This is a genomic window from Streptomyces roseofulvus, from assembly GCF_039534915.1.
Lineage (GTDB): Bacteria > Actinomycetota > Actinomycetes > Streptomycetales > Streptomycetaceae > Streptomyces > Streptomyces roseofulvus.
In genome coordinates this window covers 2,752,036-2,772,707 of record NZ_BAAAWE010000001.1, presented here as the reverse complement: position 1 = coordinate 2,772,707, position 20,672 = coordinate 2,752,036, and the positions used below count along the sequence as shown (strand labels likewise).

The window sequence follows — 20,672 nt, the reverse complement described above, 5'->3', positions numbered from 1 at the left end:
GGCACCGCCCTGCGGAACGCCTGCCCACACGGGGGGCCGGCCAGCGGCGCCGACCGGCAGCCGGGCCCGGCGCGGAAGTCGGACGGGCAGGGTGGGCACCGCCCTGCGGAACGGCTGAGTCGGGCCCGGCGCGACGGTGGGGTCAGGCTCGGTCTGAGGGGCGGGCCAGGCGGAAGGCGGACCGGACGGGGCGGCGGCGGGCGGCCGCGGGCGCCGGGATCGGGGCGATCTGCTGCTCCGGGGCGCCGACCTGGGGGAGGAGGGCCGTCGGAGTCGGCGACGCGCCCGCGACGAAGGCGGCCGGCGCGCCGCCGCGGCGGCGGATGGAGCCGGGAACCAGCGGCCGGCCGGAGGCGTGCCGGGCGACCGCCGTCATGGGGGCGGCCACCAGCAGGAGGAGGCCGGCGAGGACCGCGCCCATGAACGGGTAGCCGGCCGTGTCCGAGAGGACGCTGCCGGCCAGGGGGCCGCACGCCGTGCCGAGGGACGACGCCGAGCCGACCAGGACCGCCCAGCGCCCGCGCGGGTCGAGGGAGGCGGCGAGGCCGAGCAGGTACGAGAGGACGACCGGGTAGACCGCGTTCCAGAGGATCTCGCCGGTCGCGAAGGAGGCGAGGCCGTCGGCGGCCGCGCTCAGCAGCACGCAGCACGCGATCAGGGCCGTGCCCGCGCCGATCGGGACCGCGCGCCCCAGGCGTGAGCCGAGCGCCCCGGCCGCCGTGACCCCCGCCAGGCCCGCGCCGAGCGCCAGCGCGAAGACCGCGCCGACGGTCACCTCGGAGAGCCCCGCCTGGCCGGTGCCGATCCGGCCGCTGACGCCCCAGAGGGCGTTCTGGGCGAGGGACCAGCACAGGACGCAGCCGGCCAGCACCGCGCCCGCCCGCCGGTACGGCAGCGGTCCGGCGGCCTCCGGGACCGGCGCGCCCCGGTACGCGCGCGTGGCCCCCGGCAGCCGGCCCGTCACCGGCCACACCAGGGCCGCCGCCATCGCCAGCGCGAGCAGCGGCAGGGCGTGGCCGCCGCCGAGCCGCGGCAGCGTCAGGTAGAGCGCCCCGGCCGCCGCCGAGACCGACAGCAGGCCCAGCGTGGAGGCCCGCTGCGGATCGGGCTGCCCGGCGATCCCGGAGGCCGCCACCGCCGTCGCCGTACCGGAGCCGAATCCGCCGAGGACCACCCCGGCGACGACCAGCGGCACGCTGCCGGTCGCGGCGGCGGAGCCGTACCCAGGGCCATGGCGAGCAGTCCGAGGCGGGCGGCCCGGCGGGGGCCGATCCGCTCCACGCGCGCGGCGAGCGTGAAACCGGCGGAGGCGGAGCCGAGCAGCAGCACGGAACCCGTCAGACCGGCCTGGGACGGGCCGAGGCCGAGTCCGGCGGCGAGCCGCCCGACGACGGTCGGCAGCAGGTACGGGGCGAGGTAGCCGGCCGTGAAGAGGGCGACGAGGGCGACGAGGGGCCCCCGGGCGCGCGGGCGCGCAGACATGGGCGTTCCAGGAACCGAACGGGGAAATGAGACGGCGCCCCGGTGATCCACGGGGTCGCGGCACCATGTGTATCAAGCAACCGAATGGGCGGAGAAGGCACTCTCCCCCGATTCGTCCTGTGATACGGGACACAATCGGTTTGGGTGGGGTGATCCGGGGTAGGACCGGCGATCCGCCGCGTCACCCCCGTCTCCCCGACCCCATCGGGCACACTGTCCGGATCGGCACCGGCTGCCGATCCCGCCGCACCACGACCGGGGAGTTCGCCGTGAGCACAGCCAGCGGAGACCAGCGCGCAGAGCCGTACCGAGAGGACGCGCGGCCGGACGCGGCGGACGCGGGACCGCACGGCGAGCGGCCCGGCGCGCGAACCCGCCCGGAGCCCGGCGCCGACCCGCTGATCGACCCGCTGGAGACCGTCCGCGAACCCGCCGACCCGGCCTGCGACGTCTTCCTCACCGGCACCGTCTTCCTCGACATCATCTTCACCGGCCTCGACAGCGCGCCCGTCCGCGGCACCGAGTCCTGGGCCCGCGGCATGGGCTCCAGCCCCGGCGGCGTCGCGAACATGGCGACCGCCCTCGCCCGCCTCGGCCTGCGCACCTCCCTCGCGGCCGCCTTCGGCGACGACCACTACGGCGAGTACTGCTGGGACGCCCTCGAACAGGGCGAGGGCATCGACCTCTCGCTCTCCCGCACCGTCTCCGGCTGGCACTCCCCGGTCACCGTCTCCATGGCCTACGAGGGCGAGCGCACGATGGTCTCGCACGGCCACGAGGCGCCCCACCCGGACGGGCCCGCCGTCCGCCCGCCGTTCGCCCGCGCCGCCGTCGCCTCCCTCGCCCCCGGCCGGACCGAGGAGTGGGTGGCCCGCGTCGCCCGCGACGGTGCCCGGGTCTTCGCCGACGTCGGCTGGGACGACACCGGCCGCTGGGACCTGGCGGCGCTGACCGACCTGGAGCACTGCGAGGCGTTCCTGCCCAACGCCGCCGAGGCGATGCGCTACACCCGCACCGACTGCCCCCGCGCGGCCGCCCGCGCGCTCGCCGACAAGGTCCGCTACGCCGTGGTCACGCTCGGTGCCGAGGGCGCCTACGCCGTCGACGGCGCCACCGGCGAGACCGCCGAGGTGCCCGCCATCCGCGTCGAGGCCCTCGACCCCACCGGCGCCGGCGACGTCTTCGTGGCCGGCTTCGTCACCGGCACCCTCGCCGACTGGCCCCTCGCCGACCGGCTCGCCTTCGCCGGCCTCACCGCCGCCCTCTCCGTCCAGGAGTTCGGCGGCTCCCTCTCCGCCCCCACCTGGACCGAGATCGCCGCCTGGTGGCAGCACGTCCAGCACGACGACCGGCAGGACCCGGAGGCGCTGCGCGCCCGCTACGCCTTCCTCGAAGCCCTGCTCCCCGCCCCCGCCCGCCCCTGGCCGCCGCGCCGCGCGGTACCCACCATCGGCTTCCGGGCGGCCGTCCCGTAAACCGCTTCGGGCACACCGGCACCAGGTCGTAGGCTGGGGGCGAGAGGTTGTCGAGCAGCGAGAACCCCGCAGCAGGAGGTATGCGCAGGCCAGAGGGCCGGCCCATGACGCAGACACCCACAGCCCCCAACGGAACGCCGGGCGAGGCCCGTGCCCACTTCGCGGTGCCCGCCAAGCACCCCATGGTGACCGTCCTCGGTTCCGGCGACTCCCTGCTCCGCGTGATCGAGCGGGCGTTCCCCCGGGCGGACATCCACGTCCGGGGCAATCAGGTCAGCGCGGTCGGCGACGCCAGGGAAGTCGCCCTCATCCAGCGCCTGTTCGACGAGATGATGCTGGTGCTCCGCACCGGACAGCCGATGACGGAGGACGCAGTGGAACGCTCCATCGCCATGCTCAAGGCGAGCGACGACGGCGAAGGCGCCGACGAGACCCCGGCCGAGGTGCTCACCCAGAACATCCTTTCCAGCCGCGGCCGCACCATCCGCCCCAAGACCCTCAACCAGAAGCGCTACGTCGACGCGATCGACAAGCACACGATCGTCTTCGGCATCGGCCCCGCCGGCACCGGCAAGACCTACCTGGCCATGGCCAAGGCCGTCCAGGCCCTCCAGTCCAAGCAGGTCACCCGGATCATCCTGACCCGTCCGGCGGTCGAGGCCGGCGAGCGCCTCGGCTTCCTCCCCGGCACCCTCTACGAGAAGATCGACCCCTACCTGCGCCCGCTCTACGACGCCCTGCACGACATGCTCGACCCGGACTCCATCCCCAAGCTGATGGCGAACGGGACGATCGAGGTCGCGCCGCTGGCGTACATGCGCGGCCGGACGCTCAACGACGCGTTCATCATCCTCGACGAGGCGCAGAACACGAACCCCGAGCAGATGAAGATGTTCCTCACCCGCCTCGGCTTCGACTCCAAGATCGTCATCACCGGCGACATCACCCAGGTCGACCTCCCCGGCGGCACGAAGAGCGGTCTGCGGCAGGTCCGGGACATCCTCGACGGCGTCCCCGACGTGCACTTCTCGGCCCTCACGTCGCAGGATGTCGTCCGGCACAAGCTCGTCGGCCGTATCGTCGACGCGTACGAGAAGTACGACAGCGCCAACGAGCAGCGCACCGGCCGCAACGGGAAGTAGAAGCACCGCACATGTCGATCGACGTCAACAACGAGTCCGGCACCGAGGTCGACGAGCAGGCGATCCTGGACATCGCCCGCTACGCCCTCGGCCGCATGCGCATCCACCCGCTCTCCGAGCTCTCGGTGATCGTGGTCGACGCGGAGGCGATGGAGCAGCTCCACATCCAGTGGATGGACCTCCCCGGACCGACGGACGTCATGTCCTTCCCGATGGACGAGCTGCGCCCGCCGACCAAGGACGACGAGGAGCCCCCGCAGGGGCTCCTCGGCGACATCGTGCTCTGCCCCGAGGTCGCCAAGAAGCAGGGCGAGGACGCCCCGACCAAGCACTCCATGGACGAGGAGCTCCAGCTGCTCACCGTCCACGGCGTCCTCCACCTGCTCGGCTACGACCACGAGGAGCCGGACGAGAAGGCCGAGATGTTCGGCCTCCAGGCGGCGATCGTCGACGGCTGGCGCGCCGAGAAGGGCCTCACCGGCCCGTCGCCCGCCCCCACCGTCAACTGACCCCGCGCGCCCGATGAGCATCCAGCTGATCCTCGGCGCGGTCGCCCTGGTCGTCGTCGCCTGGCTCGCCGCCTGCGCCGAGGCCGGACTCGCCCGCGTCTCCGCCTTCCGTGCCGCCGAAGCCGTCCGCTCCGGGCGGCGCGGCGCCGAGAAGCTCACCCAGGTCGCCTCCGACCCGACCCGCTACCTCAACGTGGCGCTGCTCGTCCGGGTCGCCTGCGAGATGGCGGCCGGCGTCCTCGTCACCTACGCCTGCCTGGAGTACTTCCCGGAGACCTGGGAGGCGCTGCTGGTCGCGATCGCCGTGATGGTGCTGGTCAGCTATGTGGCCGTCGGCGTCTCGCCGCGCACCATCGGCCGCCAGCACCCGCTGAACACGGCGACCGCCGCCGCGTACGTCCTCGTCCCGCTGGCCCGGATCATGGGCCCGATCCCGCAGCTGCTGATCCTCATCGGCAACGCGCTCACCCCCGGCAAGGGCTTCCGCAAGGGCCCCTTCGCCTCCGAGGCGGAGCTACGGGCCATGGTGGACCTGGCCGAGCAGGAGTCGCTGATCGAGGACGACGAGCGCCGGATGGTGCACTCGGTCTTCGAGCTGGGCGACACCCTGGTCCGCGAGGTGATGGTGCCGCGCACCGACCTCGTCTGCATCGAGCGGTACAAGACCGTCCGGCAGGCCCTCACCCTCGCGCTGCGCTCCGGCTTCTCCCGCATCCCGGTGACGGGGGAGAACGAGGACGACGTCGTCGGGATCGTGTACCTGAAGGACCTGGTCCGCAAGACGCACATCAACCGCGACGCCGAGGCCGACCTGGTCTCCACCGCGATGCGCGCGGCGGCCTTCGTCCCCGACACCAAGAACGCCGGCGACCTGCTGCGCGAGATGCAGCAGGAGCGCAACCACGTCGCCGTCGTCATCGACGAGTACGGCGGCACGGCCGGCATCGTCACCATCGAGGACATCCTGGAGGAGATCGTCGGCGAGATCACCGACGAGTACGACCGGGAACTGCCGCCGGTCCAGGAGCTCGGCGACGAACGCCACCGGGTCACCGCCCGCCTCGACATCGGCGACCTGGGCGAGCTGTACGGCTTCGGCCCCGACGAGTTCGACGACGAGGACGTGGAGACCGTCGGCGGGCTGCTCGCCAAGGCGCTCGGCCGGGTCCCGATCGCCGGTGCCACGGCCGTCGTCGCCCTGCCCGACGGCCGGGAGCTGAAGCTGACCGCCGAGGCCCCGGCCGGCCGCCGGAACAAGATCGTCACCGTGCTCGTCGAGCCGGTCGCCCCGGCCGGAGCGGAGGGGGAGGACCCGGAATGACCCCGGACCGGCTGCGCGCCCTCTGCCTGGAGTTCAACGACGCCACCGAGGAGTTCCCCTTCGGTCCCGACGCCTCGGTCTTCAAGGTGGCGGGGAAGATGTTCGCGCTCTCCTGGCTGGACGGCGAGCCGCTGCGGGTCAATCTGAAGTGCGATCCCGAGGACGCCGTACGGCTCCGCGAGGAGCATCCGGCGATCACCCCGGGCTACCACATGAACAAGCGCCACTGGAACACGGTGGAGGTGGCCGGGCTCCCGGACCGGATGGTCCGGGAGCTCATCGAGGACTCGTACGACCTGGTCGTCGCCGGCCTGCCGAAGGCGGTCCGGCTCCGCCTGGACCGGCCCTAGCCGGCCGGCCGCGGCTCACCGGCCCCGGGTCACCGCGCGCGCCGCAGGCCCACGGCGAGCAGGAGCACCGCGGCCAGCACGATCGCGGTGTCCAGCGCGATCACCGTCCGCACCCCGTCGTAGAGGGTGGTCCCGGTGGTGGCGAGCACCCCGAGCATCGGGATGCCGACGGTGAGCCCGACCTGCTGGGTGGTGGTCACCAGGCCGGTCGCCAGCCCCTGCTCCTCGTCCCGGACGCCCGAGGTCACCGTCAGGCCGTACGAGATGATCGCGCCGAGGTGGAACATCGAGGCGAGGGTGACCGCGACGGTCGCCACGACCGCGCCCGAGCGTTCGCCCACGCCGAGCAGCGCCGCCGTGAGCACCGCCTGCCCGGCGAGGGAGACGACCAGGGTGCGGCGGGCACCGAGGCGGCCGATCACCCTCGGCGTGAGCGTCCCGGCGAGGACCGAGAAGACGCCCTGGATCCCGAAGACGACACCGGTGGCGAAGGCCGAAAGGCCCAGCGTCTCCTGGAGGTACAGGGTCAGCACGAAGACGATCGTCGACATCATCGAGAAGGTGACGAGCCCGCCGAGGTTGCCGAAGGCGACCGTGCGCCGGCGCAGCATCGGCAGCGAGACCAGCGGCGCCGGGTGCCGGGACTCGACGATCACGAACACGGTCAGCAGGACCAGCCCGCCGGCCAGGGCGAGCAGCACGTCCGTGCCGCCGAAGCCGCGCTCGGCGGCGGTGGTCAGGGCGTAGATCAGGGCGAGCAGACCGCCGGTGACGGTGACCGCACCGGGCACGTCGAGCCGCGGCCGGTCGGGGGTGCGGGACTCGGTGAGCAGGCCGGGCGCCAGCGGCAGCACGACCAGCGCGAAGACGGCGAGCAGGCCCATGGTGGAGCGCCAGCCGAGGGACTCGGTCAGCACGCCGCCGAGGACCATGCCGACGGTGAAGCCCAGCGACATCAGGGTGCCGGAGATGCCGAGCGCCCGGTCGCGCAGCGGGCCCTCCGGGAAGGAGGTGGTCAGCAGCGACATGCCGGTGGGCACGATCGCGGCGGCCCCGAGGCCCTGGAGGGCGCGGCCGGCGAGGAAGGAGGCCGGGTCCCAGGCGACGGTGGCGAGCACGGACGCGGCGGCGAAGAGACCGAGGCCGCCGAGGAAGAGCCGCTTGCGGCCGTACAGGTCGCCGATCCGGCCGAAGAGCAGCAGGAAGCCGCCGGAGGGGAGGGCGAAGGCGGTGACGGCCCACTGGAGCGCGGACCGGTCGAGGCCGACGTCGGCGCCGAGGACCGGCAGGGCGACGTTGAGGACGGAGAAGTCGAGCGCCACGATGAACTGGGCGGCGCAGAGCACGAAGAGGACGAGCCGGGCCCGCCCGGTGAGGGCCGGGGGAGCGGGTGCGGGGGTCGTGCCGGAGACAGGGGTGACGGTTGCCATGACGCCCACTCTCGGCGGGCGGGAACAACCGCGGGGAGCGGGAACTTATCCTGTTGCCCGCACCACCAGGCAACCAGGGGGAGGACGCTCACGTGGCGACGGCGAGCGAGAGCGAGGCGTCCAAGCGGCACCGGCTGGGCGAGCTGCGCGAGTTCCTGATGAGCCGTCGGGCCCGGGTCAGCCCGGCCGACGCGGGCCTGCCGGACGGCGGTCGGCGGCGGACGCCGGGACTGCGCCGCGAGGAGGTCGCGGTCCTCGCCGGGGTCGGGGTCAGCTGGTACCAGTGGCTGGAGCAGGGCCGGGACATCTCCGTCTCCCCGCAGGTGCTCGACTCGGTGGCGCGGGTGCTCCGGCTGAGCCCCGCCGAGCGGCGGCACCTGTACGTCCTGGCGGCGCTGAACCCGCCGGCCCTCGAACCCGCCCCGGAGGACCGGGACATGTGCCACGGGCTGCGCCGGCTGATCGAGGCGTGGATGCCGTTCCCGGCGCACATCATGGACGTGTACTGGAACACGGTGATCTACAACGAGGCGGCGGCCGCGGTGTTCGGGATGCGCCCGGACGTCAGCCGGAACTGCCTGATCGACTTCTTCACCGACGAGGTGTACCGGGGGCGGACGCGGGGCTGGGAGGAGCTGGCGCCGAAGGTGGTGGCGCAGTTCCGGTCGGCCTGCTCGGAGTGCCCGGACGACGACGGCTTCCGCGCGGTGGTCGAGGAGGCGAAGGCGGCGAGCGCCGAGTTCGCGGAGCTGTGGGAGCGCCGGGACATCCGTCCGGGCGGCCTGAACCGCAAGGAGATCGACCATCCGGTGGCCGGTCTCCTCGTCATGGAGGCCACCCAGCTGCGGGTGCCGGCCCGGCCGGACCTGGTGATCGTGATGCACACCCCGCTGCCGGAGACCGGCACCGCGGAGCGGCTGGAGCGGCTGGTCTCGCCGGAGGGCCGGCGGGGGGCGATGTACCCGCTGGCGGGCTGATCCGGCGCCCCGACCTATGCTCGGTCCATGACACTCAGCAGTGAGCACGGCGACCTCGGCGCCGAGGACCTGAAGATCATCACGCTGGCGCGGAGCGCCCGCGCCCGCAACGGCGTGCCCGAGGGCGCGGCGGTACGGGACGAGACCGGCCGCACCTATGTGGCGGGCACGGTGGAGCTGGAGTCGCTGAAGCTGAGCGCCCTGCGGACGGCCGTCGCGATGGCCGTGGCGAGCGGCGCGCAGTCGCTGGAGGCGGCGGCCGTGGTGTCCGCCGCCGAGGCCGCGTCGGACGAGGACCGGGCGGCCGTCCGGGACCTGGGCGGGCCGGAGACGCCGGTGCTGCTCGCGGGCCCGGACGGGCAGCTGCGTTCGGCCGTCACGGCGGGCTGAGCGGCGTACGCGCGGGGCGCGGGGTCCGGCCACGGCCGGGCCCTTGCGCGTTTGTGAAGGATCTCCGCGACTTCTCTTGCCTTCCCATGCCGACTGCGCGTCAATAGGCGGCGGACGGTCCGACGGGCCGTCAGATCTCCGCCATTCCACGCAGTGCCCGCACCCCTGCGTTCTCCATCGGAAGGGGTACGAACTCGCCATGAGAAGAAGCACCTTGGGGGCGGCCGGAACACTCGCCGCGGGCCTCGCCGCAGTCTCGCTCGCCTTCGCCCCCACGGCCTCCGCCGCCGTCTCGCCGGGCTCGGTCACGGCGTCGTACGACTGCGGCTCGTGGGGCGGCGGCCCCGCCACCCTCACCATGACCCACTCGGGGACCACCGCCCAGGTGTGGATCGACTCGCCCGTGACCTCGCCGATCTCGGTCGGCGCGGACACGATCAGCTCCACGCTGATCCTGGACAACACCACCGGTCCCGACCGGGTCTTCACCGGCAAGAAGAACCCGGCGATCCCGGCCGGCGGCGCCGCGAAGCTGGGCCCGCTGACCGCCACGAACGTGGTGGCCGGCGACCGCCTGAACTCGTACTTCGCCGGGGTCGCCCTCAAGCTGGTCATCTTCGGCGTCACGGTGAACTGCGACGCGGTCACGTCGCAGTCCCCGGGTCCGTTCGTCATCAGCTGATCCACCGGCTGACCCACCGCTGATCCACCGCTGATCCACCGCGCCCGTCACGACCGGTGCTGCCGAGGGCGGCACCGGTCCCCGGCATGCCCGCCGACATGCCGGAGAAGTCGGCAGATCGGCCGATCTTGACACGATCTGATGGGTCATCAGTCGATGGGTTCCGTCGTTCTTGACTTCTCTCGCCCCCCAGCCGTCAATGGCGCCCTCTCGACCCTCAGGAGGGGGCACTCACATGGCATTCACCCGAACCCGGGCGGCGGCCCGAAGACGGCGCTGGACCGCCGTCCTCGGCGCCACCGCCCTCGCGTTCGCGGCCGGCGGCGCGCTCGCCGCCCCGGCGCAGGCGTCCGGCACCGGGCAGTCGGTGGAATTCCCCACCCGCTGCGTCCCGCCGCCCATCGCCGGCATCCCGCCCATCGAGGGCGTCACCACCGCCGTGATCTCGGTCGACAACGCCAACCCCCAGGTCGGCGACACGGTCGCCGTGACCTACTCGATCACCAAGCCGGCCGCGTCCAACCCCGTGGACCTCGCGCTCCCGGCCGACATCCTCACCCCCACCGGCAAGGTCGTCCTCGGCGGCGCCCAGACCGGCACGGTCAGCGTCACCGGCCCCAAGAAGAACCCGCCGGTCCCCGGCAAGGGCGCCTTCCCGGGCTTCTCCATGACCGGCAGCTTCACGGTCACCGCCCCCGGCGCGATCACCCTCTCGCCGGGCGACTACAACATCCACACCAGCTACATCATGGAGCTGGACACCCCCTGCACGGTCCTCAACCCGCCCGCCCCCGTCTCCGAGACGGTCCAGGCCGGCGACCAGACCGTGCCCAACGAGCGGACCCTCGAACTCGGCGCCACCTCCGGCGCCCCCGGCGTCCGGGTGACCGTCACCGGCGCCAAGTTCACCCCGCTCACCGAGGTGACCGTGGCCGCCCGCGCCGGAGCCGCCGAGACCGCCGACCGGATGACCGTCACCACCGACAGCGCGGGCGGCTTCGTCGCCCGGCTCAAGGTGAACGACCTCGCCACCACCGGGATCGTGGCGTACGAGGGCGGCGGCTGGAACGCCGAGAAGGGCGCCGGCCCGATCGCGTACCAGGTCGTCGACGACACCCCGACCCCGCCGAACAGCCAGAAGATCACGGCCACCGTCCAGGCGGGCGAACTGTCCATGACCCAGGCCGGTGACGCCGTCGCGCTCTCCGCGGTCGACTTCGGCACGGGCGGCGCGGCCACCGGAGCCCTCCGGACGGTGACGGTCAAGGACTTCCGCGGCGGCCCCGCGGGCTGGTCCGTGACCGGCAAGGTCACCGACTTCACCGGCCCCGGCGGCGCCATCGGCGCGGACCGGCTCAGCTGGACCCCCGCCTGCGTCGCCAAGCCGGGCAGCCCCAGCGCCTGCACGGCCGGCTCCGCCGGACCCGTCGGCGCCGGCGCCACCCTCGCCTCCACGGCGAACGGCACGCTCACCGGCGGCGAGTTCACCCTCGACGCCCAGCTCGCACTGGACGTCCCGGCGTTCACCGCCCCGGGCAGCTACGCGGGCGTCCTGACGCTGACCCTGTCCTGACCGCGGCCGACGGGCCGGCCGGGCGCACCCCCGGCCGGCCCCGAGGCCGTCTCCCGTCCCTCCCGACCGCACCCCCGGGGGTTCCGCACCGTGCGACGCAAGCTGTACGTCCTCCTCCTGAGCGCCGCCCTGCTGCTCCTCGGGGCGCCGGCCGCCCAGGCCGCCGAGAACGGCGAGTGGGCCGTCTACCCGGCCGCCGCCCGCCTCGGCGAACGCCCCTACTTCTTCCTCACCGCCGACCCCGGCGCCACCCTGCGCGACAAGGTCACCGTCACCAACAAGACCGCCGCCCCGCTCACCTTCCGGCTCTACGGCGCCGACGCCTACAACACCGAGCGCGACGGCGGCTTCGCCCTGCGCACCCTGAAGGAGAAGCAGACCGGCGCCGGCGCCTGGATCAAGCCCGCGCGCACCAGGATCACCGTCCCGGCCCGCTCCGCCGTCACCGTCCCCTTCACCCTCACCGTCCCCGCCGACGCCGACCCGGGCGACCACCCCGGCGCCGTCGTCGCCCTCGACGAGCGGATCACCCCCGGCGGCGGCTCCGTCGCCATGGGGATCCAGCGGGCCGTCGGCGCCCGCGTCTACCTCAAGGTCAGCGGCCCGGCCGTGCCCGCGCTCGCCGTCGAGGACGTCACCCTGGAGCAGGACCGGCCGGTCGTCCCCGGCACCCGGGACTCCACCGCCGTCCTCTCCTACACCCTCCACAACCGGGGCAACGTCACCCTCGACCCCAAGGTCGTCCTCACCGCCGAGGGGCTCTTCGGCCGCACCCTGCTCGACCGCGACCTCGCCCAGGTGCCGTCCGAGCTGCTGCCCCGGCAGCGGATCCGGCTGACCGAGCGGTGGATCGGATCGCCGCAGCTCGACTGGGGCGAGCTGACCCTCGTCGCCACCGCCGAGGACGTCCGGGTGAGCGCCGGCGTCGGCTTCCTCGCCCTGCCCTGGCTCGCCGCCACCGTGCTGCTCCTGGGCGCCGCCGGAGGCTTCGCCGGATGGCGGATCCGGCGCCGCCGGACCCGCCCGGGACGGTGAGCCGGGCACTGAGTACGTGACGCGGCCCGTCATCGGGGACAATGGCCCCCATGAGCGTGCGCAGTGAAGAGACCGATGAGAACACCGCCCCCCACCGGGCGGGCTTCGCCTGCTTCGTCGGGCGCCCCAACGCGGGCAAGTCCACCCTCACGAACGCTCTGGTCGGCCAGAAGGTGGCGATCACCTCCAACCGGCCGCAGACCACCCGGCACACCGTGCGCGGCATCGTGCACCGCCCGGACGCGCAGCTGATCCTGGTCGACACCCCCGGCCTCCACAAGCCGCGCACCCTCCTCGGCGAGCGGCTCAACGACGTCGTCCGCACCACCTGGGCCGAGGTCGACGTGATCGGCTTCTGCCTGCCCGCCGACCAGAAGCTCGGCCCCGGCGACCGCTTCATCGCCAAGGAGCTCGCCGAGATCAAGAAGACCCCCAAGGTCGCCATCGTCACCAAGACCGACCTGGTCGACTCCAAGACCCTCGCCGAGCAGCTGATCGCCATCGACCAGCTCGGCCGCGAGCTCGGCATCGAGTGGGCCGAGATCGTGCCGGTCTCCGCCGTCGGCGACAAGCAGGTCCAGCTCGTCGCCGACCTGCTCATCCCGCTGCTGCCGAAGTCCCCGCCGCTCTACCCGGAGGGCGACCTCACGGACGAGCCGGAGCAGGTCATGGTCGCCGAGCTGATCCGCGAGGCCGCGCTCGAAGGCGTACGGGACGAGCTGCCGCACTCCATCGCGGTCGTCGTCGAGGAGATGATCCCCCGCGAGGGCCGCCCCGCCGACCGGCCGCTGCTCGACATCCACGCCAACGTGTACATCGAGCGCCCCAGCCAGAAGGGCATCATCATCGGCCCCAAGGGCAGCCGCCTGAAGGAGGTCGGGATGAAGTCCCGCAAGCACATCGAGGCCCTCCTCGGCACCCCGGTCTTCCTCGACCTGCACGTCAAGGTCGCCAAGGACTGGCAGCGCGACCCCAAGCAGCTCCGCCGCCTGGGCTTCTGACGGTGCTCGACGCCGCGACGGAACGCTTCGCCGACGCGGCGGCCGCCCTGCCGGCCGCCGCCCTCGCCACCGCCTGGGACCGCATGGTCGACGACCGGTCCCGGGGCGGCCGGGAGGCGAGTCGCGCGGCGCGGCCGTCGGCGGCTCAGGACTCGGCGCTGGTGTACCGGGTCCGCTCGGCGCTGCTGCCCCGAGCCGACGAGCTGAACGGTCACCTCGACGGGCTCCACTCCGACGCCAAGTCCGCGATCTGCATCGCCTCCCGCGCGGTCCTCAAGCGCGGCCGGCTCACCCCGGAGCAGTACGCCCTCCTCGTCGCCCCCTTCACCGACCTGGGCGTCCCGGCCCCGCCGCACCCGACCGTCGACCGTCCGGGGGACGGCGTGTCAGCATGACGCCGTGACGCAGATCAGCAAGGGGGAGGACCTGCCGGACCCCGGGCAGACAGGGCAGGCCGGACCCGTTCCGCTGGACATCCCGGGCGTCGGCAAGTCGTCGGGCGCGGGTACGGATACCGGCGCGGGTACGGATACCGGCGCGGGTACGACCCCGGGCTCGGGTACGGGCTCCGCCGTGGGCGGCGCACCGGCCGTCGGGGCCGGCTCACCGGGGGAGGACCGTGCGCGGCCCCCGCACCGCGTCGACCTCGCGGCAGGCGGATGGTGGACAGACCTGATCGCCGTCCCGCCCGCCTCCTCATCCTCGCCCGCCTCCTCTTCCTCCCCACCCGCTCCGTCCCCCGGGAGGACCGCGGTCGCCGGGATCCTCGGCGGGGAGTTCGAGGACATCGTGTACACCGGCAGGGGCGACGCGAAGTTCGCCATGGAGGAGACGGTCCCGCCCGGCTACGTCCTGGTCGACGTCGCCCGGAAGGGTTCCGGCATCTTCTGGATGGACTCCCTCGACTGGAACGGCAAGGAGGCCGTCCAACTCGCCAGGAGCTTCCCGCCCCACCGGGTCGACCGGCGGGTGATGTGGTGCGACAACCTGTACCCCCTGCGCTTCACCGTCGTGTGCCAGGACTCGGACGAGTGGGTGGTCGTGATCCGGCCCCTCAGCGCGGCGCGCATGCTCGGCGAGGCGGCCGCCGGGCAGGGCTCCGATGTCCTCCTCCACACCGGCCCCGCGGGCGAGCTGGTCTCCCGGATGCGCCCGGACGAGGGGACCGGGTGGCTGCGCATCGAGGGCCACAAGCCGCGCCGCCCCGGCGCCCCCGCCCCGTACCCGGCCGTCCTGGCGAGCGAGACGGGCCGACGCCCGAAGGAAGCGAAGCCGCTCCCCGAGGGGCCCCTGGTCCTGGGCGTCGTCATGGGGGACGGCGCGTGGGAGCTCGAAGTCGGGCCCGCCCGCCCCCCGGAGGAGCGGAAGTCCGGCTTCCTGGGCCGTCTCTTCGGGCGCTAGCTCACGCGCCCTCCTTGAGGACCCTCGTCACGAGGGTCCGCTGGGCGTCGGTGAGGTGCGGGTCCGCGCACCGCACCGTCCGTCCGTCGACGGTGATCTCGTACGCGAAGCCGTCCGGGACGACCCGGACGGCCTCCGGGGCCGCGAGGGCGGCGGAGGCCAGGGACTCCCACTCGGGACCCGAGACCTCCACCTCCGCCGACCGCTCGATGCCCGCGAAACCACCTGTGCGCCGCACTCGAATCCGCATGGGCCCTGTCTACCAGCCGGCTCAGTCGACCGGCAGGCCCACGGCCGCCCACGCCTTCGTGACCGCCTGGAGCTCCGCCGCGTCGCCGTACCGCGCCTTCGCCGCCGCCACCGTGGCCGCCGCGAACTCCGCGAAGCCGGTGTCCGGCGCCAGCGCGCCGCCCGTCATGACGTCGTACCAGATCAGCCCCGCGCGCTCCCAGGCGTTGCCGCCCAGCTCGGTCGCCAGCAGGTGGAAGGCGCGGTTGGGGATGCCGGAGTTGATGTGGACGCCGCCGTTGTCCCGGCTGGTGCGCACGTAGTCGTCCATGTGGCCGGGCTGCGGGTCCTTGCCGAGGACGTCGTCGTCGTACGCGGTTCCGGGCTCCTTCATGGAACGCAGCGCCACGCCCCGGTCGACGCCCGGGCCGAGCAGTCCGGCGCCGATCAGCCAGTCCGCCTCGGCGGCGCTCTGCCCGAGGGCGTACTGCTTGACGAGCGCGCCGAAGACGTCGGAGACGGACTCGTTGAGCGCGCCGGACTGGCCGTAGTACTCCAGGTTCGCCGTGTGCTGGGTGAAGCCGTGGGCGAGCTCGTGGCCGATGACGTCGACGGGCAGGGTGAAGTCGAGGAAGAGGTCGCCGTCGCCGTCGCCGAAGACCATCTGGCTGCCGTCCCAGAAGGCGTTGGCGTAGTCGACGCCGTAGTGGACGGTGGCGATCAGGGGCATGCCGCTCCCGTCCATCGAGTCCCGCCCGTAGACCTTCATGAAGAGGTCGAAGGTGGCGCCGAGACCCGCGTGGGCGCGGTTGACGGTCGCGTCCCCGACCGGTGCGTCGCCCTCGGCGCGGACCTCGCGCCCGGGCAGGGTCTCGGTGTGCTCGGCGTCGTGGACGGCGCGCCGCGGGGTCCCGGTGAGCGCGGACGCGGGCGCGGACTGCGCGGCCCGCAGGGTGGTCACCCGGCGGCGGGTGCGGAGGGCGGAGTCGGCCTGCAGGGTGCGCTGCGCGGACTCGCGGCCGTCCGCGGCCAGCTTCTCCAGGAGGTGGGGCGGCACGATCGTGCAGAAGGGTGAGGTCATACCCGGCAATGTGGCACTGTGCGACGTGACTGTCACGAGAAGTGACGGGGATTGCCGAAATGGAGTGATGAGTCACCTTTCGGGCTTGACGACACCGCCGTCCCGCATACTGGAACAGGACGTCCGCCTTCCCCGGGCCTGGGCTATGGTGACGCACATCATGCGTTTCGGGCTGCTTCTCCTTAGCTGCCGCGGCGAGGGCCTGTAGTCGTAGGCCGACCCCCTCCCCGCGGGTTTCGGTGTTGCGTTCGACAGTCGGCCGTCCCCCGTGAAGGACCCGAGGAGCCCTACGCAATGTCCCAGTCTCCCTTCGTCAGCCGTCCGACGCCGATCACCAACGCGACGCACACCCAGAAGCCGTCCGGCATGCCGATCCACAAGTACGGCCGGTACGAGGCCGTCGAGATCCCGGACCGCACCTGGCCCGAGCGGCGCATCACCAAGGCGCCCCGCTGGCTCTCCACCGACCTGCGCGACGGCAACCAGGCCCTGATCGACCCGATGTCCCCCGCCCGCAAGCGGGAGATGTTCGACCTGCTGGTACGCCTGGGCTACAAGGAGATCGAGGTCGGCTTCCCGTCCTCCGGAGAGACCGACTTCGCCTTCGTCCGCTCCATCATCGAAGAGGGCGCGATCCCGGACGACGTCACCATCTCCGTCCTGACCCAGGCCCGCGAGGACCTGATCGAGCGGACCGTGGAGTCCCTGAAGGGCGCCAAGCGCGCGACCGTCCACCTGTACAACGCCACCGCGCCGACCTTCCGCCGGGTCGTCTTCCGCGGCTCCAAGGACGACATCAAGCAGATCGCCGTCGACGGCACCCGCCTGGTGATGGAGTACGCCGAGAAGCTGCTGGGCCCGGAGACCACCTTCGGCTACCAGTACAGCCCGGAGATCTTCACCGACACCGAGCTGGACTTCGCCCTGGAGGTCTGCGAGGCCGTCTGCGACGTCTGGCAGCCCGGCCCCGGCCGCGAGATCATCCTCAACCTGCCCGCCACCGTGGAGCGTTCGACGCCGTCCACGCACGCGGACCGTTTCGAGTGGATGTCCCGCAACCTGACCCGCCGCGAGTACGTCTGCCTGTCGGTCCACCCGCACAACGACCGCGGCACCGCCGTCGCCGCCGCCGAGCTGGCCATCATGGCCGGCGCCGACCGCATCGAGGGCTGCCTGTTCGGGCAGGGCGAGCGGACCGGCAACGTCGACCTGGTCACCCTGGGCATGAACCTGTTCAGCCAGGGCGTCGACCCGCAGATCGACTTCTCGCAGATCGACGAGATCCGCCGCACCAGCGAGTACTGCAACCAGATGGAGGTCCACCCGCGCCACCCCTACGCGGGCGACCTGGTCTACACCGCCTTCTCCGGCTCCCACCAGGACGCCATCAAGAAGGGGTTCGACGCCATGGAGGCCGACGCGGCCGCGAAGGGCGTCACCGTCGACGACATCGAGTGGGCCGTCCCGTACCTGCCCATCGACCCCAAGGACGTCGGCCGCTCCTACGAGGCCGTCATCCGGGTCAACTCGCAGTCCGGCAAGGGCGGCATCGCCTACGTCCTGAAGAACGACCACAAGCTGGACCTGCCCCGCCGGATGCAGATCGAGTTCTCCCGGATCATCCAGGCCAAGACCGACGCCGAGGGCGGCGAGGTCACCCCGGCGCAGATCTGGTCCGTCTTCCAGGACGAGTACCTGCCCAACCCGGACAACGCCTGGGGCCGCATCCAGCTGCGCTCCGGCCAGTCCACCTCGGACACCGACGGCACCGACACCCTGCGCGTCGAGGCGGTCGTCGACGGCGTCGAGACCGTCCTGACCGGCGCCGGCAACGGCCCGATCTCCGCCTTCTTCGACGCCCTGCAGTCGGTCGGCGTGGACGCCCGCCTGCTGGACTACCAGGAGCACACCATGAGCGAGGGCGCCTCCGCGCAGGCCGCCTCGTACATCGAGTGCGCCATCGACGGACGGGTGCTGTGGGGCATCGGCATCGACGCCAACACCACCCGCGCCTCCCTGAAGGCGGTCGTCTCGGCGGTCAACCGCTCGGCCCGCTGACCTCGCGACCTCGCGTACGCACGGCGCCCCGCCCCTCCGAGAGGGGCGGGGCGCTTCCCGTGTCGCCCGCGACCACCCCGGAGGGTGATCTCGCCACGACCGGTTCGGCCATCGACCCCGCCGTCCTCGGGGCCGCCGCCGGCGCCCTGCCGCTCGGCGGAGGCTTCCTGGCCTTCGCGAAGTGCCGCCGCCGGGCCCGAAACCCCGGTGTCGTGTCTCGGCCAGATCCGGTGCGAAGTACGGACGAGGTGCTGACGCCACATCACGGATGTGGCTAACATCACGCCAACGCACCGGCAGTGCAGCCGGGCCGTTGAGGAGGTGCGCGTGCGTTCTGCCCGGAAAACACGTGGTGGGAAGCTGACCGTCTGCGGCATCCGCACTTCCTGGAACACCATCGGCGACGGAGAGTTCTTCTGCGAGGAGTGCGGCGGCGACCGCAACTACCGGCGGCGCACCGGCCGCCGCCGGTTCGCCGTCCTCGGCGTCCCGCTGCTGCCCCGGGGCTGTACCGGGCCGGTCGTGGAGTGCGCCTCCTGCCACACCCACTTCGGCACCGAGGTGCTGGAGCGGCCGACCACCGGCCGCTTCTCGGCGATGCTGCGGGACGCCGTCCACACCGTCGCCCTCGCCGTCCTGGCGGCCGGCGGCACCGGCTCCCGCGAGGTCCTGGACCGGGCCGTGCACGCCGTCCGGTCCGCCGGCTACGCCGACTGCACGGCCGTCCAGCTCGTCGACCTGGTCGAGGCGCTGGAGGCCGACACCGGGCGGTTCATGCCGGAGATCAACCCCGAGGGCACCCTCCTCGCCATCGAGATCCACGAGGCCGTCGCCCCCCTCACCCCGCACCTGGAGCCCGCCGGCCGGGAGTCGCTGCTCCTCCAGGCGGCCCGGATCGCGCTCGCCGACGGCGGCTACAGCCCGGCCGAGCAGGAGGTCCTGGGCACCGTCGGGACCGCCCTCGGCCTGCCGCCCGAGGACGTCCTGCGCCTGCTCGCCACGGCCCGGACGGTCTCCTGACCCGACGGAGTCCCGTCCTACGGGACGCCGTTCACCGTGTGCCCGCCGATGGCAGGCCCGCGGGCGTCCGGACCGGCACCGGCGCCGAGCCGTGCGAAGCCGTCCCGGGCGAGGGCCTGTTCCCGCCGGGCGGCCTCGTGGTCCCCGGCCGCCCGGGCGGCCGCCGCGAGCAGCGTCCGCACCCGCGCCGCCTCGTACGGCACCCGCAGCCGGAGCCAGCCGTCGAGGGCCCGCCGCAGCGCCGCCGGCGTCGCGTCGGGCTCCGTGACCAGGGCGACCGCGCCGGCCGCGGTGTCGGCGAGGGCGCGCAGCAGCGGCACGTCGCCGGCCAGCACGTCGAGTTCGGCCGCCGCGTCCGCCGCCTCCCGTACGGCTCCCGTGGCGAGGGCGACCTCGGTGGCGGCGGCCAGCAGCCGGGCCCGGGCCATGGGGCCGTGGCGGGCGTCCTGGCAGGCCAGCGCGAGCCGCAGCCCGGCCGCCGCCGTTTCCGCGCGGCCCTGCGCGAGCCGCAGCAGGGCGAGGCCGGGCTGGGGGAGCCGGCCCAGTTCGTGGGCGTGGGCGTAGGAGCGGGCGGCCTGGTCCAGGCGGCCCTGGCGGCGCTGGACGTCACCGACGGCGCAGTACGCGGCGGCGGCCGACTCCAGGCTGTCCGGCGGCACCTCCCGGCAGGCCCGCCGGGCCTCCTCCTCGGCCGCGGTCCACTCCCCGAGGAGGTCCAGGACCGCGACCCGGTGGGCCCGGATGATCCCGCGGAAGGGGTTCTCGCCGTCGCCCGTGGTGGCGCACCACTCCATCGCGGTACGGGTCCACTCGACGGCCCGTCCGAGGTCGGCCGCCTCCTCGCACCGGGTGAGGGCCAGCCCGTACAGCCGGCCGGTGCAGAGGACGCTCAGCTCGCCGGCGGCGGCCGCGCGCACGGCCTCGTCGAGGAGGGCGAGCCCCTCGGCGCGGTGGCCCCGGGCGAGCAGCGCGGTCGCGCCGGCCTGCCGGCCGAGCGCCCGCAGGTCGGGGCTGCCGGAGTCCTCGGCGAGGCGGGTCATCCGGGCGGCGGCGGCCAGGGCGGCGGGTCCGTCGCCGCGGGCGGTGGCCTCCTCGACGTCGGTCCAGGCGAGGAGGGACTGCTCGGGGCAGGGCGGCAGTTCGTCCAGGTGGTGGTGGGCGCGGTGCAGCCAGCCGGCCGCGACGGCGGGCCGGCCCAGGCCCGCGTACTCGTGGTGGAGCCACCAGGCGGCCGCGCCCGCGCCGCGGTGGTCGCCGGCGGCGACGTGGGCGGAGTGCGCCCGCAGCCGGGCCGCGACGGACTCGTCGAGGTGCCCGGACCACCAGGCGGCGTCGGAGAGCGCGTCGAGCTCGCCGGCGGTCAGCGCCCGGTCGGGGTGCCGGTCACGGGCGTGCAGCAGCGTGTACGCCTCGGCCCACCGCTCGTGGGCCACCGCGTCCCGGGCCCGGCCGGCGCGGTCGACGACGGGTGCGGACACGGCCCTCACCCCTTCCGGTCCTTCCAGCGTAGGACCGGG

At 73.7% G+C, this 20,672-nt stretch carries 19 protein-coding genes and 1 pseudogene; 15 read left to right on the top strand and 5 right to left on the bottom strand.

The features are described 5' to 3' along the window. Positions 1 to 142 precede the first annotated feature (142 nt). A pseudogene (locus ABFY03_RS12840) lies at positions 143 to 1,482 on the bottom strand (MFS transporter). A 398-nt stretch (positions 1,483 to 1,880) separates the two neighbouring features. On the opposite strand from ABFY03_RS12840, the gene ABFY03_RS12835 reads away from it, so the two are divergent. From ABFY03_RS12835 to ABFY03_RS12815, 5 genes are all read left to right on the top strand, one after another. After that, positions 1,881 to 2,957, top strand: a complete 1,077-nt coding sequence (locus ABFY03_RS12835; protein ID WP_319014041.1) for a PfkB family carbohydrate kinase — start codon at positions 1,881 to 1,883, stop codon at positions 2,955 to 2,957. Between the two features lie 104 nt (positions 2,958 to 3,061). Further along, positions 3,062 to 4,099, top strand: a complete 1,038-nt coding sequence (locus ABFY03_RS12830) for a PhoH family protein (RefSeq protein ID WP_319013904.1) — start codon at positions 3,062 to 3,064, stop codon at positions 4,097 to 4,099. Positions 4,100 to 4,110: 11 nt separating this feature from the next. After that, positions 4,111 to 4,608 (top strand): rRNA maturation RNase YbeY, encoded by a 498-nt coding sequence (gene ybeY, locus ABFY03_RS12825; protein WP_319013905.1) that lies wholly within the window; start codon positions 4,111 to 4,113, stop codon positions 4,606 to 4,608. A gap of 13 nt (positions 4,609 to 4,621) precedes the next feature. Continuing rightward, positions 4,622 to 5,929: a hemolysin family protein gene (locus ABFY03_RS12820; protein ID WP_319013906.1), complete on the top strand. Its 1,308-nt coding sequence runs from the start codon at positions 4,622 to 4,624 to the stop codon at positions 5,927 to 5,929. After that, positions 5,926 to 6,279 carry an MmcQ/YjbR family DNA-binding protein gene (locus ABFY03_RS12815; RefSeq protein ID WP_319013907.1) on the top strand — a complete coding sequence of 118 codons (354 nt, stop codon included), beginning with the start codon at positions 5,926 to 5,928 and terminating at the stop codon, positions 6,277 to 6,279. The genes ABFY03_RS12820 and ABFY03_RS12815 overlap by 4 nt, the downstream gene beginning before the upstream one ends. Before the next feature lie 29 nt (positions 6,280 to 6,308). Here the strand turns inward: ABFY03_RS12815 and ABFY03_RS12810 are convergent, their stop codons facing one another. Then, complete coding sequence (locus ABFY03_RS12810) at positions 6,309 to 7,709, bottom strand: MFS transporter (protein WP_346169942.1); 1,401 nt, start codon at positions 7,707 to 7,709, stop codon at positions 6,309 to 6,311. Between the two features lie 158 nt (positions 7,710 to 7,867). On the opposite strand from ABFY03_RS12810, the gene ABFY03_RS12805 reads away from it, so the two are divergent. The 8 genes from ABFY03_RS12805 (at position 7,868) to ABFY03_RS12770 (ending at position 14,768) form a co-directional block, all read left to right on the top strand. Continuing rightward, positions 7,868 to 8,686 (top strand): helix-turn-helix transcriptional regulator, encoded by an 819-nt coding sequence (locus ABFY03_RS12805; protein ID WP_386723579.1) that lies wholly within the window; start codon positions 7,868 to 7,870, stop codon positions 8,684 to 8,686. 27 nt (positions 8,687 to 8,713) lie between these two features. Continuing rightward, positions 8,714 to 9,076, top strand: coding sequence for a cytidine deaminase (locus ABFY03_RS12800; RefSeq protein WP_031005048.1), 363 nt, complete (start codon positions 8,714 to 8,716; stop codon positions 9,074 to 9,076). Between the two features lie 199 nt (positions 9,077 to 9,275). Next, positions 9,276 to 9,758 (top strand): hypothetical protein, encoded by a 483-nt coding sequence (locus tag ABFY03_RS12795; RefSeq protein WP_346169941.1) that lies wholly within the window; start codon positions 9,276 to 9,278, stop codon positions 9,756 to 9,758. 235 nt (positions 9,759 to 9,993) lie between these two features. Beyond that, positions 9,994 to 11,331 carry a beta-xylosidase gene (locus ABFY03_RS12790; RefSeq protein ID WP_319013911.1) on the top strand — a complete coding sequence of 446 codons (1,338 nt, stop codon included), beginning with the start codon at positions 9,994 to 9,996 and terminating at the stop codon, positions 11,329 to 11,331. A 90-nt stretch (positions 11,332 to 11,421) separates the two neighbouring features. Beyond that, a complete protein-coding gene (locus ABFY03_RS12785; RefSeq protein ID WP_319013912.1) occupies positions 11,422 to 12,366 on the top strand; it encodes a WxL protein peptidoglycan domain-containing protein in 945 nt (314 codons plus the stop codon). Between the two features lie 41 nt (positions 12,367 to 12,407). Beyond that, positions 12,408 to 13,367 (top strand): GTPase Era, encoded by a 960-nt coding sequence (gene era, locus ABFY03_RS12780; protein WP_319013913.1) that lies wholly within the window; start codon positions 12,408 to 12,410, stop codon positions 13,365 to 13,367. Between the two features lie 2 nt (positions 13,368 to 13,369). Then, a complete protein-coding gene (locus ABFY03_RS12775) occupies positions 13,370 to 13,762 on the top strand; it encodes a hypothetical protein (protein ID WP_319013914.1) in 393 nt (130 codons plus the stop codon). Positions 13,763 to 14,156: 394 nt separating this feature from the next. Continuing rightward, on the top strand, positions 14,157 to 14,768 hold the full coding sequence (locus ABFY03_RS12770) for a hypothetical protein (RefSeq protein WP_346169940.1): 612 nt from the start codon (positions 14,157 to 14,159) through the stop codon (positions 14,766 to 14,768). Position 14,769: 1 nt separating this feature from the next. Here ABFY03_RS12770 and ABFY03_RS12765 read toward each other — a convergent pair whose 3' ends face one another. Beyond that, positions 14,770 to 15,018: a protealysin inhibitor emfourin gene (locus tag ABFY03_RS12765; protein WP_319013916.1), complete on the bottom strand. Its 249-nt coding sequence runs from the start codon at positions 15,016 to 15,018 to the stop codon at positions 14,770 to 14,772. A 21-nt stretch (positions 15,019 to 15,039) separates the two neighbouring features. Then, positions 15,040 to 16,077: a M4 family metallopeptidase gene (locus ABFY03_RS12760; protein ID WP_319013917.1), complete on the bottom strand. Its 1,038-nt coding sequence runs from the start codon at positions 16,075 to 16,077 to the stop codon at positions 15,040 to 15,042. Between the two features lie 294 nt (positions 16,078 to 16,371). Here ABFY03_RS12760 and leuA point away from each other — a divergent pair, with 294 nt between their 5' ends. Both leuA and ABFY03_RS12750 read left to right on the top strand, forming a co-directional pair. Next, the gene (gene leuA / locus ABFY03_RS12755; RefSeq protein WP_319013918.1) at positions 16,372 to 18,135 is read left to right on the top strand and encodes a 2-isopropylmalate synthase; all 1,764 of its coding nucleotides are present in this window, start codon (positions 16,372 to 16,374) and stop codon (positions 18,133 to 18,135) included. A gap of 327 nt (positions 18,136 to 18,462) precedes the next feature. After that, positions 18,463 to 19,155 carry a TerB family tellurite resistance protein gene (locus tag ABFY03_RS12750; protein ID WP_319013919.1) on the top strand — a complete coding sequence of 231 codons (693 nt, stop codon included), beginning with the start codon at positions 18,463 to 18,465 and terminating at the stop codon, positions 19,153 to 19,155. A gap of 17 nt (positions 19,156 to 19,172) precedes the next feature. Here the strand turns inward: ABFY03_RS12750 and ABFY03_RS12745 are convergent, their stop codons facing one another. After that, positions 19,173 to 20,633 (bottom strand): LuxR family transcriptional regulator, encoded by a 1,461-nt coding sequence (locus ABFY03_RS12745; RefSeq protein WP_346169939.1) that lies wholly within the window; start codon positions 20,631 to 20,633, stop codon positions 19,173 to 19,175. Positions 20,634 to 20,672 lie beyond the last annotated feature (39 nt).

Coding starts and splice junctions, on each gene's coding strand:
- ybeY (WP_319013905.1), top strand. CDS start 4,111: ATGTCGATCGACGTCAACAACGAGTCCGGCACCGAGGTCGACGAGCAG.
- ABFY03_RS12805 (WP_386723579.1), top strand. CDS start 7,868: ATGAGCCGTCGGGCCCGGGTCAGCCCGGCCGACGCGGGCCTGCCGGAC.
- leuA (WP_319013918.1), top strand. CDS start 16,372: ATGTCCCAGTCTCCCTTCGTCAGCCGTCCGACGCCGATCACCAACGCG.
- ABFY03_RS12815 (WP_319013907.1), top strand. CDS start 5,926: ATGACCCCGGACCGGCTGCGCGCCCTCTGCCTGGAGTTCAACGACGCC.
- ABFY03_RS12790 (WP_319013911.1), top strand. CDS start 9,994: ATGGCATTCACCCGAACCCGGGCGGCGGCCCGAAGACGGCGCTGGACC.
- ABFY03_RS12810 (WP_346169942.1), bottom strand. CDS start 7,709: ATGGCAACCGTCACCCCTGTCTCCGGCACGACCCCCGCACCCGCTCCC.
- ABFY03_RS12830 (WP_319013904.1), top strand. CDS start 3,062: ATGACGCAGACACCCACAGCCCCCAACGGAACGCCGGGCGAGGCCCGT.
- ABFY03_RS12765 (WP_319013916.1), bottom strand. CDS start 15,018: ATGCGGATTCGAGTGCGGCGCACAGGTGGTTTCGCGGGCATCGAGCGG.
- era (WP_319013913.1), top strand. CDS start 12,408: ATGGCCCCCATGAGCGTGCGCAGTGAAGAGACCGATGAGAACACCGCC.
- ABFY03_RS12795 (WP_346169941.1), top strand. CDS start 9,276: ATGAGAAGAAGCACCTTGGGGGCGGCCGGAACACTCGCCGCGGGCCTC.
- ABFY03_RS12800 (WP_031005048.1), top strand. CDS start 8,714: ATGACACTCAGCAGTGAGCACGGCGACCTCGGCGCCGAGGACCTGAAG.
- ABFY03_RS12820 (WP_319013906.1), top strand. CDS start 4,622: ATGAGCATCCAGCTGATCCTCGGCGCGGTCGCCCTGGTCGTCGTCGCC.
- ABFY03_RS12760 (WP_319013917.1), bottom strand. CDS start 16,077: ATGACCTCACCCTTCTGCACGATCGTGCCGCCCCACCTCCTGGAGAAG.